This window comes from Noviherbaspirillum sp. Root189 (assembly GCF_001428545.1).
GTDB lineage: Bacteria > Pseudomonadota > Gammaproteobacteria > Burkholderiales > Burkholderiaceae_D > Noviherbaspirillum.
Genome location: NZ_LMHZ01000048.1, coordinates 1 through 14,482 on the forward strand (window position 1 = coordinate 1; position 14,482 = coordinate 14,482).

The 14,482-nt window shown below is 53.4% G+C and carries 13 protein-coding genes and 2 pseudogenes; 9 read left to right on the plus strand and 6 right to left on the minus strand.

The genetic code is table 11. The features are described from left to right. The 6 genes and pseudogenes from ASE07_RS30015 to ASE07_RS22575 form a co-directional block, all read left to right on the plus strand. Positions 1 to 312: pseudogene (locus ASE07_RS30015) on the plus strand (iron ABC transporter permease); the annotation flags it as partial. Positions 313 to 317: 5 nt separating this feature from the next. Next, on the plus strand, positions 318 to 833 hold a 516-nt coding region (locus ASE07_RS30020; protein ID WP_235548570.1), incomplete at its 3' end, for an ABC transporter ATP-binding protein. Positions 834 to 921: 88 nt separating this feature from the next. Next, positions 922 to 1,506, plus strand: a pseudogene (locus ASE07_RS30025) (ABC transporter ATP-binding protein); the annotation flags it as partial. A gap of 173 nt (positions 1,507 to 1,679) precedes the next feature. After that, positions 1,680 to 2,471 (plus strand): substrate-binding periplasmic protein, encoded by a 792-nt coding sequence (locus tag ASE07_RS22565; protein ID WP_082584396.1) that lies wholly within the window; start codon positions 1,680 to 1,682, stop codon positions 2,469 to 2,471. A gap of 275 nt (positions 2,472 to 2,746) precedes the next feature. After that, positions 2,747 to 4,282 (plus strand): pyruvate kinase, encoded by a 1,536-nt coding sequence (gene pyk, locus ASE07_RS22570; RefSeq protein ID WP_082584397.1) that lies wholly within the window; start codon positions 2,747 to 2,749, stop codon positions 4,280 to 4,282. A gap of 325 nt (positions 4,283 to 4,607) precedes the next feature. Continuing rightward, complete coding sequence (locus tag ASE07_RS22575) at positions 4,608 to 5,402, plus strand: 5'-3' exonuclease (RefSeq protein ID WP_057293091.1); 795 nt, start codon at positions 4,608 to 4,610, stop codon at positions 5,400 to 5,402. A 414-nt stretch (positions 5,403 to 5,816) separates the two neighbouring features. Here the strand turns inward: ASE07_RS22575 and ASE07_RS22580 are convergent, their stop codons facing one another. From ASE07_RS22580 to ASE07_RS22590, 3 genes are all read right to left on the minus strand, one after another. Further along, positions 5,817 to 6,353, minus strand: coding sequence for a DUF3016 domain-containing protein (locus ASE07_RS22580; protein WP_057293084.1), 537 nt, complete (start codon positions 6,351 to 6,353; stop codon positions 5,817 to 5,819). Between the two features lie 114 nt (positions 6,354 to 6,467). Then, entirely contained in the window at positions 6,468 to 7,943 is a 1,476-nt protein-coding gene (locus ASE07_RS22585) for a DUF3482 domain-containing protein (RefSeq protein WP_057293092.1), read from the minus strand. A gap of 8 nt (positions 7,944 to 7,951) precedes the next feature. Further along, a complete protein-coding gene (locus ASE07_RS22590) occupies positions 7,952 to 9,430 on the minus strand; it encodes a DUF2868 domain-containing protein (RefSeq protein WP_057293085.1) in 1,479 nt (492 codons plus the stop codon). 397 nt (positions 9,431 to 9,827) lie between these two features. Between ASE07_RS22590 and ASE07_RS22595 the strand changes: the two genes are divergently transcribed. From ASE07_RS22595 to ASE07_RS22605, 3 genes are all read left to right on the plus strand, one after another. After that, positions 9,828 to 10,154, plus strand: coding sequence for a hypothetical protein (locus ASE07_RS22595; RefSeq protein WP_057293086.1), 327 nt, complete (start codon positions 9,828 to 9,830; stop codon positions 10,152 to 10,154). A 388-nt stretch (positions 10,155 to 10,542) separates the two neighbouring features. After that, positions 10,543 to 11,454 (plus strand): glycoside hydrolase family 16 protein, encoded by a 912-nt coding sequence (locus tag ASE07_RS22600; RefSeq protein ID WP_235548569.1) that lies wholly within the window; start codon positions 10,543 to 10,545, stop codon positions 11,452 to 11,454. Positions 11,455 to 11,589: 135 nt separating this feature from the next. Further along, positions 11,590 to 12,009, plus strand: coding sequence for a DUF1810 domain-containing protein (locus ASE07_RS22605; protein ID WP_057293088.1), 420 nt, complete (start codon positions 11,590 to 11,592; stop codon positions 12,007 to 12,009). A gap of 299 nt (positions 12,010 to 12,308) precedes the next feature. Here the strand turns inward: ASE07_RS22605 and ASE07_RS22610 are convergent, their stop codons facing one another. From ASE07_RS22610 to ASE07_RS28405, 3 genes are all read right to left on the minus strand, one after another. Further along, positions 12,309 to 12,650 carry a DUF4148 domain-containing protein gene (locus ASE07_RS22610; protein WP_057293089.1) on the minus strand — a complete coding sequence of 114 codons (342 nt, stop codon included), beginning with the start codon at positions 12,648 to 12,650 and terminating at the stop codon, positions 12,309 to 12,311. 482 nt (positions 12,651 to 13,132) lie between these two features. Next, a complete protein-coding gene (locus ASE07_RS22615) occupies positions 13,133 to 14,116 on the minus strand; it encodes a hypothetical protein (RefSeq protein WP_057293090.1) in 984 nt (327 codons plus the stop codon). A gap of 210 nt (positions 14,117 to 14,326) precedes the next feature. Then, on the minus strand, positions 14,327 to 14,482 hold a 156-nt coding region (locus ASE07_RS28405), incomplete at its 5' end, for a helicase C-terminal domain-containing protein (protein ID WP_156396906.1).

The window sequence follows — 14,482 nt, forward strand, 5'->3', positions numbered from 1 at the left end:
GCGGCGGTGGAATTGTCGGCGACGATCCTGCTGACGACGTCGGAATCGCAGGCGCCGATGAGTTACGGGATTTACCTGTACATGCAAAGCGTGGCGGGACGCGGTCCGGGTGCGGCGATGGGGGTGCTGGCGGTGGTCATCGTGGCGCTGGGCACGTATGCATCGCATGTGATCGTCGAGCGCACCTCCGCGCTGACCCGCTCCCGCCAGGTCGATGACGAAGAACCAGATGCATTGCCAGAAGTGAAAACCCATATCCCGGCACCTACAGCCGGACAAATTGCAGTCAAGGGAACAGAGGTGACATCATGAAGCAACTGAAAAAGATCGCAGTAGAGTGCAAGAACATCGGGCTGTCGTATGACGGCGGCAAGACGGAAGTCTTGAAAGACATCAACCTGCGCATCGAACCGGGCGAATTCTTCGCGCTGCTTGGGCCGTCCGGCTCGGGCAAGTCGACGCTGCTGCGGCTGATCGCAGGCTTCAACCAGCACCAGCGCGGCGAGCTGCTGGTCGACGGCCGCGACATCACCGGCGTTGCGCCGCATGCGCGCAACATCGGCATGGTGTTCCAGAGCTATGCGCTGTGGCCGCACATGACGATCTGGGACAATGTCGCGTTCGGCCTGGTCGAGCGGCGCGTGGACAAGGCGACCATCCGGCAAAAGGTGGGAGCGGCGCTGGAACTGGTGAGCCTGTCGCAGTACGCGAATCGGCGTCCGAACCAGCTCTCCGGCGGCCAGCAGCAGCGTGTTGCGCTGGCGCGCACCATCGTGATCGAACCGCAGGTGCTGCTGCTCGACGAACCGCTGTCGAACCTGGACAAGAAGCTGNGGCGGCCAGCAGCAGCGTGTTGCGCTGGCGCGCACCATCGTGATCGAACCGCAGGTGCTGCTGCTCGACGAACCGCTGTCGAACCTGGACAAGAAGCTGCGCGTGCAGATGCGTGAAGAGCTTCGGGACCTGCAACGCAAGCTTGGCATTACCACGGTGTTTGTCACGCATGACCAGGAAGAAGCGATGACGACGGCTGACCGGATGGCGGTGATGGACAAAGGCATTGTGCAGCAGCTGGGTACGCCGGCCGCACTGTTCGACTATCCGGCCAATCCCTTCGTGGCCAACTTTGTCGGCACCACTAATCTCCTTACCGGCGAGATTGATCAGATTAATGGTGATGTCGTACGCTTTAAAGCGCCAGGCATTGGAGATATGATTTTGCCGAAGCATCCTGAAGCCCGCGCTGGACGGATGGCAATCAGCTTCCGGCCTCATACGATCAAGATGCAGGTAGGCGATAGCGTTCGGGACGGTGCTTTTCTGTGGCTAAACGGGGCAGTAGAGCATACTGAGTTTCTTGGAGAATTTACCCGTTACCGCGTGCGCGTCGGGCAATCTCTTGTTACGGCGGATCAGGCACATTATTCGGGGATGACTCCATTTGCCGAATCCGCGCCTGTTCGCCTGGGAATAGACGCAACGCAAATTCGGTATTTGCCGGTTTAGCGTTTCCTCTTTTCCGAGATCTTTGCAGCAGTAGCAGTCATCGCCGTCAAACTGGTGATGACTGCTTGTTAAAGCGCCCTGGGGTGTGTCAACACTTCAGATAAAAGAGTCCGGACTAACTTATTGCGGATAAGCACCTCATTTAAACCTTACGTAGTCTTTTTGGGGTTGCCATGATGCCGTCTGTTACATTGTTGAAGCGGTTGTTTTGTACCATATTTCTGATAACGGGATTCACGGCCGCACAAGCTGTCGAGCTACGCACTGCGGCTGAAGATAGCGCACCAAAGTACCTGATGAGAAACGGAGAAATGCGTGGCTTGTGCATCGATTTTCTAAAAGCCATTGAAGCCGCGGCACCCGACATTAAATTTACCGGCTATGACCGCTTTTACCCGAAACTCAGGATTGAAGCGAGTCTGGCAAAGGGCGAGCTGGATATATTCTGTGGAATAGGGCGCACACAAAAACGCGAATTATTATTTTCGTTTTTAGACACGCCATTGTATTGGACCGAAACGCGTCTTGCAGCCAGAGTGGACGACCCTGTCGATAACGTGACGTTCGATGGTTTGAAAGGTCACAATAAGAACATGATTGTACTTGTCGTACACGGCACCGACCACGCCGATTACCTCCTGCATAACGGGGTCACTAATATTGATGCAGGGGCACACAACATGTACAACAATCTGAATAAGCTCATCGCAGGGCGCGGCCGACTCGCCTACTTGACGGATCTGTCTCTGGTACATGAACTGTCGAATAACAATTTCCACTCAAAGTTACGGATACTACCTGGAGTGATACATATCCAGGCGGAGTACCTTGCTATATCGAATACGATCGCTAAAAGCACAAAAGATCGATTGCATGAAGTGCTCGCATCCCTTCATTCACGCGGCGACCTGAAGCGACTGCACATGCGTTATACGCAGATCGAAGGACCTGCCCTGTGTCGGTAACGCTAAGTCATCAAGCGAGCTTGCATTGACGCCTTTATATTTGAATCCGCCGGCGCTCTGCGACATCCATGAAATTTAATGCGCCGTACCGTGTGTGCTCGGCATAGTCATTGGCCTATCCGCTTATCGTTTATAAAAAATCTTAAATGAATAAGAAAGAATGATGAGGCAAATAATAAATTACGATTAGCTCAATTCCTATCGACAATCTATAGTTTATTTAAAGCACGGCGGCTAAATCAGTACGCTACTTTGAGTTTGATAGAGGAATGCATATGAACATCAGGCTTAACGCCCGTCGCGGGCGCAACACCAAGATTTTAGCGACCCTGGGACCAGCGAGCTCAGAGCGTGAAAAAATCCGTGAACTGTATGAAAGCGGTGCCGACGTATTCCGTCTTAATTTCAGTCACGGGACACATGACGACCATCGCAAGCGTTATGAGGCAATACGTGATCTGGAACGTGAAACCGGCCGTCCTATCGGCATCTTGCTCGACTTGCAGGGACCCAAACTCAGGCTCGGACGATTTGCCGCCGGCAAGCAACAGATTGAAGCCGGCCAGGCATTCCGTTTAGATCTGGATCCAAGTCCGGGTTGCAGCAGACGCGCGCCGCTGCTGCATCCGGAGATTTTCTCAGCGATCAAGCCGGGACATGACTTACTCATCGACGACGGAAAGGTACGCCTGCGCATCGTCTCCTGTAGCCATAATTTTGCCGAGACCATCGCAATAAATGGCGGCATGTTGTCAGATCGAAAGGGTGTCAACGTCCCGGGTTCGATTCTGCCGCTCTCCGCACTGACGGAAAAAGATAGAGAAGATCTTTCATTCGGCCTGGAACTGGGAGTGGACTGGATCGCATTGTCATTTGTTCAGTGCCCTGATGATCTTATTGAGCTAAAGTCAATTGTCGATGGACGTGCGCGCGTTATGGCGAAGCTGGAAAAGCCTTCTGCAATCGATTTCCTGGATGCCATCATCGAACAAGCCGACGGCATCATGGTTGCGCGCGGAGATCTTGGCGTAGAGCTTCCGGCTGAACAGGTACCGTTACTACAGAAGCGTATAGTGCGCGCGTGCCGCGAAGCAGGGAAGCCCGTAGTGGTCGCTACCCAGATGCTTGAATCCATGATTTCGTCGCCCACGCCGACAAGGGCAGAGGCCAGCGATGTGGCAACTGCTGTTTATGACGGTGTTGATGCTGTGATGCTTTCCGCAGAATCCGCGTCAGGCAGCTTTCCAATAGAAGCAGTCTCGATGATGGACCGGATCATCAAGGCAGTTGAGAGCGATCCGCTGCAACGCAAAATGATGAACGCCGTCAGTCATCGCAAAACCGAAAGCGCAACGGATGCAATCTGCGCAGCCATCCGCACGGTCGCGGACGTGCTACCGGTCGTGGCGACTGTAGCCTATACCTCGTCCGGCGCCACAACACTTCGCGTCGCGCATGAAAGGCCTCGGACGCCGATCTTAAGCCTTACTCCCAATGTACACGTCTCCCGATGGCTCACACTTATCTGGGGGATTCACTCGGTTTGTGCATCGGATGTATGCAACATTGAAGAAATGGTCGACAACGCGGTCAGCGCGGCCGACCTGCACGGCTTTAGTGTTCCAATGCTGCCGTTGGTGGTTGTTGCTGGCACCCCTTTCGGCGTATCCGGTTCGACGAATCTCATGCGCATCGTCTGGCCAAATTCAGTTGCGGCGAACATTGCGGGGGTATCGGCGGAAGAAGTCCATGCAAAAACGTCCGGACAAGGTTTGCAAATGCGCGATCCGTATTTTGAATTTGCGCACTAAGAAGCGTCGGTTAGAGCGCGCGGAACTTGTCCATATCAATTAAAGAAAGCGCGTGGAAGTACTTAACTCTTTATCCATTTTTATAACGTACAGAGGGTCTTCCTGCGTTTTCTCTTCACCTGTTGTCTCCTTGGGCCAACGCCCTCTTTGCCCTTCTACGAGAAGGGCTTTTTTTTTGCGCCGCGGTCTTTATGGAAGGTAATCAATGCGCGGATTGAAGCATGGCGTCGTCGCGGTATACTAGGCCACGGGAAGCGGCCAATGCAGTTCATTGTCTCTGAATCGCTTTCTGAATCGGAATCGGAAACAAGACAGGGGAATGACAATGGCGACACTTTTGCTTATCGATGGGACTGCGATCCTGCGGCATATTTATGAGATAGGAATCAGCAGTACTGTTACTGCTTCCTCCCATGTTGACGTCGCACTGAACAGTACGCTTGCCTTATTTAGAAAACTGGTCGACATACATACGCCAACCCATGTGTTGGCAGTAGTCGATCTGGATGGGCCTACGTTTCGACAATCCTTGTCAGCCAGTTACCAACGCAAGACCGCAACTTATCCCGAAGCGTTGAAAGACGCCTTGCCACGTTTTCATAAGCTGGTGAGGGATGCCGGGATGATGACAGTCAGCGTACCCAATGCGGAATCCATCGACGTGATTGCGACTGCCGCACAACGCTGGTTAAAGGAGGGCAGGGGCGAGGTGGTGATCGCGTCGAACGACAAGACACACCTGGCACTCGTGTCGCAAGGTGCGCGAATCTGGGACCCCATTCGGCGGGAGTGGCATGGTAATGAATGGATCGAGCAACGATACGGTGTGCCTGCGGAGAGCGTCATTGAACTGCTTGCCTTGATGGGTGACAAACATCACGGCATTCCGGGGGTAACAAAAATTGGCATCAAGACTGCCGCCAAATTATTGAGGTCGTATCACTCGTTTGAAGGCGTAATGGCCGGCGCAGGAATCCTTAAAGATACCTTGGGCGAACGGCTACGAAAAGAGCGTGATGAAGCGTACCTCTCATTGGCGCTAGTGCAGCCCAAAGCCGATGTGCAGATCGGGATTACGTGGAAAGCTGTGGCTTATCCCTCGGCACAGCTTTCGGAGTAATAGCCGGTCAGATCGTTTTAGAGCATGTCTCCGGGCGGTTTCACTTTTAGCATGATGCCTTCTACCCATAAATCGGTGAATCGTCCTTGCCGCAGATGCAACGTTCTTACTGTCGGTAGACGCATGCCGATTGAACGCATTGCACATTCAACGGACGCCTTCGGTTAATACTGTGTTGCTGTAAGCCTGATCAGTTTAATTTTCCCGGCTTGTTAAACAACTGGCATTGTTATTGTCTACGGGATATTTCTGCGCGGGGCGATATGGCTCCCTAAAAATATGAACTAACTGCATGCGGCAGTTAATTCCGCGCGATGTCCCACAATGATGTCGCATGATGTCGCACAATGTGCAGGCAAGACGGATGGTAATCAAGTCGCCCTTCAAGGCGGTATGCACAGCAAGCGATGTGCACTATCCTCCACGCGACTTGCCGGGTTGGCAGAAATGCGTCTCGAACCACCGCGTCAACATTGCTCTTTCATACGGTAAGGGAATAGTTGCGATCGTTGCGTTCCGAGCCGCATAACTGTTCGACAGATAGTTCATATCGTTGATTTTTTCGCGTGCTTCTGAAGAATGGCCTTTCTCGCCGCGCAATACATAGGAGACGTCCATACGCGGCCATGTCATTTCACGCATTACTCGCAAGTCGCGACCTCCTGCACCATGCCACCATTCAAGCTGACCGGCCAGGTCGATATCGTGGATCTCCACGTCCAGAGTCTGCGAACCCTGCAGGCATCGCGTGCCTAAACCAAGCAAGTGATTTGTTATTGTCTGCAACACAACGGGGTCCGGCCCTGCAAAATTGGCTTTCAGCTGGGAATCCGTGAAAGTGTCCGGATGCATAAAGCGCACTTGAACTTCTCCTGCGCAGGCTTGGGCAGCAGATAGCAACAGGGCAAGCAGGACGGGTGTCGATGTACGGAAGCGATGCGGGGATGTCATGTACGTTCTCCCGAAGCACGGGCTCCAGTTAGATCCGTAGCGGGAGGCATGGTTCTTCATGACCGGGAGTTGACGTATAGATAGCCTACACGCAACATCTCCTCCAACACCTGATCAGCGCGGGTAAAGATTTTTCAGGACCTCCAGAATCATCTGGGCTAATACGTTGGCGAGCGACGCTGTCGCTTCGTTTTGTGATCGGTCTGGATCGGCCGTACTACCTGGATTGTCATTGCGTGCACTTCGCCATGCGTCGTTCAATTTCTTCTCATGCGTGGCAACAAGTTCTTCCACTTCTTTCTGCCAGAATGCTGGCGCTTCGCTTTCAACAAAATTGCCGCGTCCACGGCCAAAATGGGCCACAGCAAGGTAGCGCAAGAGGCTCGTCACCACCAGGGTGCGCAGAAATTCGTCAGAGAACTGGACCTTCGGTTCGTTGCGATCGGTCTGCGTATTGAATGCCCACGCAGCCCCGGTAAATGTGAGTGCTCCAATGAGCGCCCCGACCAATGCGCCGGCGCCAAATGTCAGGCCACCTGACAGCAGATCGGCTGATACCCCAGTGGTCGCCCCTGACACCAGCGCACCAATCAAGCCCGCCTGCTTTGTATCGACCGGCGCACGTACGACGACACACTGGCTTACCCGTTCATTGATTTTGGTAGCGGCGCCGGCATCGAGCCGATATATCTTGAGCAGCGCCGTCGTGGTCGCCAATATGCGCTCGTTCAATCGCGTCATCAACACATTCATCGCCTTGTTGACATGAGCGGCCTCTCGTTGCTTGCCCATACCGATCACCTTCAGTACCGAGCCGACGATTGGTCTGCCACCGGTCTCGACAATCTCGCTGTCACGCGCGGCGGCAATCAGGTGATCAGCAATGAGCCGGGTCGCGGCATGCAGGCGGGCTTCGTTCTGCTGTTCCCATTCCTGCAGCAGTCGAGCGTATGCAGGTTGCTGGGCAGGCGCGATCAGCTCTCCGAGCGCCTCGAAAAACACGCGCTCATGTATCCAGCAACGCGCAAAGGCATCGAGTGCAATCACCCTTTTTACCACGGGATAGTCAGCAAGGAAGTCTTTCCAGCGCTGCTGCTCTGCTGCCTCCTCCGCAGCTGGTCGTGGCCGACCCATCTGATTGAGCAGAACGACAACCGGCTTGTCCAGCCACTGCAAGATCTTCATTTCCGGTATCAGGTAACCCGTGTCGCGTGGATCCTCTGACGAATTGACTAAATAGAGCACAACGTCTGCGGCATCGCGCGCCGTTCTCATGGCCTGCTGACTTAACCAGAATGGTAGGTCGCGATAGCGGTCGATGATTTCACGCAGGAACCATCCGATGGGATTGTCCGAAAAACTCAAGCGCTTTAGCAGGCGTACCGAATCGCCGAAACCGGGTGTGTCCCACAATTCGAGCCTGTCGCCGGCTTCCGTTGTCAGCAAGGCATGGGACTCTGAACTCACCGTGACATGCGGCGCGTCACGCACCTCGCCGACATCCATGCCAAGCAGCGTACGGGTAAGAGTAGTCTTTCCCGCATTGGTATGCGAGATCAGGGCAAGCTGAATCCTGTTATTCGTTGGCATTTCGTTCATCATGCGCGCGACCGTGCGGTTAATCCACGTTCAATGTCTTCTGCCCTGGCAAGTGGATTGAGCAGATTGACGACGACGGCCACTGTCTGATGCAGCTCGCAGAACTGAACCCATAAGGCGATACGCTCCCTGATGCGTTGATCGCCGCCAGTCTGGCCGCCTACCCGCTCGAGGTACGCAGACTCATCAATCAGCGCAAGCGGACGTCCTTTGGACGTGACCGCAAGTAGATCGAGAAATGCGCCGTGATTTTCATTCTCCGGCGTCGCGTTCAGATTAAACAGCACGACGGTCAGCGCAGCATCAGCACTATCCGACTTAAGCGCGTTCATGGCGTCTTGCGGGCTTTCTCCATAGGCGGTAGATGGACGCAGCATGACGCGTGAGTTATCACCGAGCAGCATTTGCGCCACGACCAAAAGATTCTTGTCGCGGGTTTCGTCGATCGTAAAACTATACGGCAAGACCCGCAGCACGGCGGTTTCGGCTTTGCCGATTTTGCTGGTCAGCTTGCGGTAATACGGATGCGTCAGGTCGATTGGAAAATGCCTGGCGAGCTTGCGTTCCTTGTGCCGCGCAAGCAGTGACAAGGCAAGACGGGGAACGATGACGATCAAAAAAAGCGTCGCGGCATAAAGGTGCACCCAGCGCGCCCCATCCGCGGGCGACAAGGAATGCGTCCCTTCCAGCGCCCTGACATCCGCAATTGAAAACCCCTGCAAGGGGAAAATCAGCATGGCCGGGGCAAATATGAACGAGAGCAGGGCGTGTAGTTGTTCGGCGTTCAGAAAGGTGCTTTCCCAGCCAGTGCGATATTGTGAAAGAAGTCCGCGCGCATACAAGGAAAGCACAGCGCCCAAGGCAAACAATGCCGCGCTGAAATGCACATAGCGCTTGAATCGGGCCAACGCAAGCGGCATGCTCAACCGTGTCCACTCCTCGCCAAACCGGGTCGCCGCCGCAGTCAGGGTGGCAGGCAACTTTCGCGGCAAGCTCAGCTTGCCTGTCGATAGCGACGACAGCATGCCGCCGTACGGCACTCTGGCCTTTAATGCAGGGATGAATGGCCAGACCAGCAGCGCGATATAAGTGAACACATTCCAGGCAAGGATCAGCAACAAGGGGGCCGACAACAAATCGACCCGGTGCGGGTCCGCAATGCGGTCAATTGCAAAGCCGGATATCAAGGCAATCAGAGGCAGCGCCACACCCAACATGGTCCATCGGTAGCGACTGCTCAGCAATCTCGAAAAACCGGGATGGCGCTCTGCAACTTTCTTTAACACCTGCTCGGCGCGTTTCTCCAGAAAGATTTCCGGCGATATCGCTTCGCCCCTTTCTGCGGCCTGCCATTGCGCAAGCTCGTTTGCACTGCGGCTCGCGTACTGTCGATCTTCATCCGTTAGTATTCGACGTTCATGGTCCGCATGTTCAATGGCCGACATCAGGACAACGGACCGCGAGACCTCTTCGTTCATGTTTATCCCTATGCAGTATCAATATGTCATCATATATTGCAGACTGAAAAAACCGTTAGTGGTTTCATAACGGGCTTGAAGCTTAGCCTTGTACAGTCCGGACACCAAATGCCAAATTTCACACTTCATTAATTAATATAAAAAACGGACAGCACAATGGATTATTTAAATAAAAAATGCCCTGGGAGAAACAATCTCGCAGGGAATTACTATACACCTCGTTGCCTCACGGCCGTGTTTGTATCAAACCAAGCTGGCAACTTGCCAGCTTGCTCCTGCATGGCTTCTGTCGCCGCGGCCGGCGCTTAAACAAGTAACCGATATGCCGGCGTGAGCATCCTTAATTCGTATCGAACTTCTTGGCGATATTTCTATCGGACGTGAAATCGGAGGACATATGGGAGCAAGCGACACTTCCTTCAGGAGCAGAGATCTGCTCGCGCTGAAAAAAACCGTGTGCCAGGAATTGACTAGGGTCACGGAGACTATAGGATCCCTGCAACACCGTCAACAACTTGAAATTGCACCAGACTTGTCGACGGGAGATCTCCTCGAAATATTTTATGAGGAACATGGTCGGCTTATCCGACAGTTGCAGGCGATCGATGAAAGCCTCTTAAATTTAAAGGGCGGGCCGATGCAAGATTTGCTTGAGCAAAACAGGCAAACCGAACGATGGCGCAACGCGCTGCAAACTCAGCATTCCGCGCCCCGCACACGGTAACGCGTGCTGTCGACGCATTGCATCGGGTTAGTGCGTAGGGGCGTGACGAATCACAATAGGAGCAGTGACGCCCTTGGTATGCTTCACCTGTGCTACTTATGACTGGCGTTATGTTGCGGCACAAAAGAAAAGGGTCTGGCTTTTCTGAAGCCAGACCCTTTTCTTTTGTGCCGACGCAATTTTTATGATTGCTGGAATAAGCTATTGACGCAACTTATTGACACTTCTATCCGCGGCTGCAAGCCGCATCTTTTCATCACCGGTTTTTGTCACCAGTCAACGAACCTTGCTATCCAGCAGGGAATGCGTGTTGAAAGATTCTTTATGTTAGCTGCTCCGGCACGGTTGCCCCTCGAATTGTATTTTTAAATAGCCGGAACCATCATAAGTGATCTCTATCGAACACGATTTTTTTGATTGGAAGACAAGTATGGTTCTTAAGCCACAGGTTACAGCCAGATCATCCCTAACAATAATAGGGCTTACCGCGTTCCTTACCGCCTGTGGAGGGAGTTCAACAGAGAGCATCGTTAGTACTGCGCCGTCTACTTCCAAGGCCCTTGCGGAAGTCGTGTCGTCAAACGGAAGCTCATCTACTGCCTCGGGCGGTCCTGCCGGTCAAGACGATGGACAGTTTGAACTGACATTTGTCGACGAATTCAATGGCGAGCTGGATGGCAATGTCTGGCGCACCAATCGTACTGACACTGAATCATCGACCACAAATTATGCAACGCGGAACGGTGCGCTCAAAATCTGGCCGCAACGTGGGAGCAATGGTGAATTCTTCAACCGAACCCTGGATACCGACGGTCGGTTTTCCCAGAAATACGGCTATTTTGAGATCGAAGCAAAGCTTCCAAAAGGCAAGGGCGTGTGGCCTGCCTTTTGGCTATTCAACCAGATCGGTGAGCGGCGCCCGGAAATTGATATTCTGGAGGCCTACCCTGGCGGCGCAGCACCTTGGGGCAAGCCCGATGCCGATGGCATTCCGGTTCCAATGATGTATGCGCCGGTCACGTGGACCGACAGAGGCGAACGTGCAGGTTATGCCAAAGTGGAAACACCTGATCTGTCAGCAGGCTTTCATCGTTACGGCCTGAAGTGGGAACCAAACCGGCAGACCTTCTACTTTGATGGTCGCGAAGTTTTTTCACATGAAGTCACAGTGTCCGACCCCTTGTATCTCATCGTTGATCTCTGGTTTGGCAGCGCAAGCGGCCAACCGAATGATCGAACGCCAACGGGGGAATCAAATGCGTTTGAAGTGAACTACGTTAAAGCGTGGCAGTTCAAATAAACATTGGCACCTCACGCTAGTTCTCACCTTGCATAAGATGGGCATGGACGGTTTGGTGGATGTTTCGTGCCCGTCGCGTGAACGGCGAATTTCCGCATAGGAAACACATCCGTTCACAACATCAGGGAAGGAAATATGAGCGATCCCTACAACTTGCAGAGATTCGTCGCTGCGCAGGAACCGGTCTACAAGACAGTATGCGAGGAACTCAAAAACGGATCCAAGCGCAGCCACTGGATGTGGTTTATCTTTCCGCAAATCCGTGGCCTTGGCCATAGCGATATGGCACAGCGGTACGCGCTTGCCTCACTGGATGAGGCAAGCGCGTATCTCGATCATGCGCTTCTTGGCAAACGCCTGCGTGAATGCGTCACCATACTACTTGGTCTCAACGAGCATTCCGCAGAGCAGATATTCGGCTATCCGGATTATCTGAAATTCCACTCATCGCTAACGCTGTTTGCGCAAATCACCGACGACAAGGACGTGTTTAACCAATGCCTCGTCAAATATTTTGACGGCAAGCCAGATGCCGGCACATTAGGATTATTGTGACGCTTCATCGCAATAATCCTGCCCTGCCGTTTCCATCAGAACCGCAGATTGACAAACTGAATCGGGTAGTATCCCAGATCATTCTCCTGTTCGGAACGTGTAATGGTGGCCTTCGTCTTATACCAATCCCGACCTGTAACGTGACAAATGAGATCGATGGATTTTTTTGACTGGCAAGGCGCAGGAGGAGTCAATAGCGGGCTATTGGCGACGAGTGCAACGCAGGCAGACGGCTCGGCGCCCCCGGAAAAAGACACGATCTCATGGTGCGTTATGGGTTGGGATTGGTATTGCATGGCTTAACCGCCAAAATAAATATCGTTGGGAGAATCAGACTGATGCAGCTGCTTGTATTCGCGTAACTCGGAATTGACCTCTTCGCGCGTCTTTGTGGAATAACGCGATCCTGCGACGCCGTGTGCTCCAATATTTGCGTCACGAAAACCCGTACCATCTGTGACCGGATAGGCCTGGGTGCGATCGTTTTCCAGTTCCGAGCGCACTTCTGCGCGCGACTTGGTGGACTGGAAATCGCGGAAGGAGTCTGCACCATCCAGGATACCTACGTCGGCGTGTACATGGCTTGCAGCGATCATTGCGAAGACTGCGGGTAGAGTGAATTTCGAGTACGAGGTGTTCATGTCAAACTCCTGACAGGCGACGATGGTTTCGGCCTCGGTTGCAATCGGTGCTGTCGAGATGCATGCATCGGTTCATGAGACGTAGCCAACATTGCGATGGACCGCCAATCCGATCCATCGCAGGTTTTTTGCAATGCGCCGATTACTTAAAAAGAAATAGGCGGCGTGATATATGGCGAAGGTTTAGAGTACGGCAGGATATAAGGGCAAGGGGAAAAGCTTTACATTTATCGTGCAAACCTATCGGCATACTGACTGTATGCCGGGTATCCCGGATCCGATATCCATCCAATTAAAAAACGTCTGTCAACACGAAGATAGCAGTGCGCAGCGATACTGCCAGTACAGGTGTACGGTAAGAACATGCAACGCTGCAAGCAACATGCTGACCGGCGCGTTAAAACCCATGGAGTGGGTGGAATCCAATATATGTCGCTGCCATACGGACTTCAAGTGTAAAGTGCCGCGGTTCCATGCAATGCTCAATGTCGCATTGCGCCGGCAGGACCTTCATTGATGCCTGCTCCACTTATGGCAGGTGAGGGCGTCGACATTGCGTCGGCTGTATGTTCGGTTTTATCCGGCACCTTGAAGCGAAAAAGTTGGATCGCACCCGAGACAAAGCGCTGATGCCGCGATGGTGTTGCTCTGTACCAGTACGTGAGATAGTCGTAGAAGCTGGAGGCACGTCCCGACGGATCGACATTGAGATAAGCGATGGCACGCCAGTCCGGATTACTGGTCAGGTAGGGCAGAAAAATGGTCGCCACCAGTTCATTCTTCTCACGCAGATAAGGCGTCGAAGCGAGCATCGCTCCATGCGTGCGAAACCACTGCTCGAACGTCAAGTTAGCGGGCAACTGCCTGTGCGGTTCCGACAGCGCGCGTTTGGTGAAGGCCTGCATCGTCGGAACATAAGAGCGCCATTCTGGCAAGGGCGGAGACTCCTGCCATGTGAGGGAGAAACGTTTGAGCATGTGCAGCGAAACCGTCTCGCAAAGCATTTCTTCAAACCATTGATGGCGCGCACTGTCCGGTAACGCGTGCTTCTCGTAGCCCGCCAGTACATGGAACAACTCGTGTGAGAATTCGTAGATGTATTCGGACCAGCGCTGATCTTTCGCTGCAAGAAGAATCTGGTACTCGTGCCGGGGACCTTTCTGATACAAGACGACTGGCCCACGCTGCGAGGGGGATACAAGCACAGGGCCAAGCGTTTTGCCGGGGAAGTGCGTCATTAATTCGGCTGCCACCGCGTTCAGAACCAGTTCGACCTGCCATGTCGGCACATTCCCCCAGCCAGATTCGGCAACACGAATCGATACTTCGCTTTGCAGTGCGGTCTGGCTGTTACTTCTTTTTTGGACCTGCCTTGGCTTCGCATCGGCAGCATGCGTGTCATGCAGATGCAGCAATGTTAACAGGGCAGAAGTCAAAAGTGCAGTTCGTTTTGCGGTCCGTTTCATACGGTCACCTTGCCTTAACCACATTTGTGTATGTTCAACAGCATCCAGTAAGGGGCAACGAAATAATCATAGCTTATCTGCGCGGCATTTCGGCGTCGTCGCAATAGGTCGTTATAGGGAATCAGAGACGATGCGGGAGCGAAGGTTCAGGCCAGACTGGCTGGCTCATCCTGGCGGGCAAGATTTTGCCGATTTACGTTGGCTGACGTGTTAATCAGGCAGATGCGGGCGTAGCCGCTCCACCTTCCACCAGGCAGGAAGCAAGCCGAGCACTTCCGGACGGGCGAAGCGATCATCAATCAGATAAACGTAGCCTCTGTCAGATTGCGTACGGATGACTCGTCCGGCTGCCTGCACCACCTTCTG

What these genes read in the sequence shown, in the direction of transcription:
- ASE07_RS22605 (WP_057293088.1), top strand. Translation starts at nt 11,590, where the DNA reads ATGAGCGATCCCTACAACTTGCAGAGATTCGTCGCTGCGCAGGAACCG.
- ASE07_RS22575 (WP_057293091.1), top strand. Translation starts at nt 4,608, where the DNA reads ATGGCGACACTTTTGCTTATCGATGGGACTGCGATCCTGCGGCATATT.
- ASE07_RS22585 (WP_057293092.1), bottom strand. Translation starts at nt 7,943, where the DNA reads ATGCCAACGAATAACAGGATTCAGCTTGCCCTGATCTCGCATACCAAT.
- ASE07_RS22615 (WP_057293090.1), bottom strand. Translation starts at nt 14,116, where the DNA reads ATGAAACGGACCGCAAAACGAACTGCACTTTTGACTTCTGCCCTGTTA.
- pyk (WP_082584397.1), top strand. Translation starts at nt 2,747, where the DNA reads ATGAACATCAGGCTTAACGCCCGTCGCGGGCGCAACACCAAGATTTTA.
- ASE07_RS22590 (WP_057293085.1), bottom strand. Translation starts at nt 9,430, where the DNA reads ATGAACGAAGAGGTCTCGCGGTCCGTTGTCCTGATGTCGGCCATTGAA.
- ASE07_RS22565 (WP_082584396.1), top strand. Translation starts at nt 1,680, where the DNA reads ATGATGCCGTCTGTTACATTGTTGAAGCGGTTGTTTTGTACCATATTT.
- ASE07_RS22580 (WP_057293084.1), bottom strand. Translation starts at nt 6,353, where the DNA reads ATGACATCCCCGCATCGCTTCCGTACATCGACACCCGTCCTGCTTGCC.
- ASE07_RS22610 (WP_057293089.1), bottom strand. Translation starts at nt 12,650, where the DNA reads ATGAACACCTCGTACTCGAAATTCACTCTACCCGCAGTCTTCGCAATG.
- ASE07_RS22595 (WP_057293086.1), top strand. Translation starts at nt 9,828, where the DNA reads ATGGGAGCAAGCGACACTTCCTTCAGGAGCAGAGATCTGCTCGCGCTG.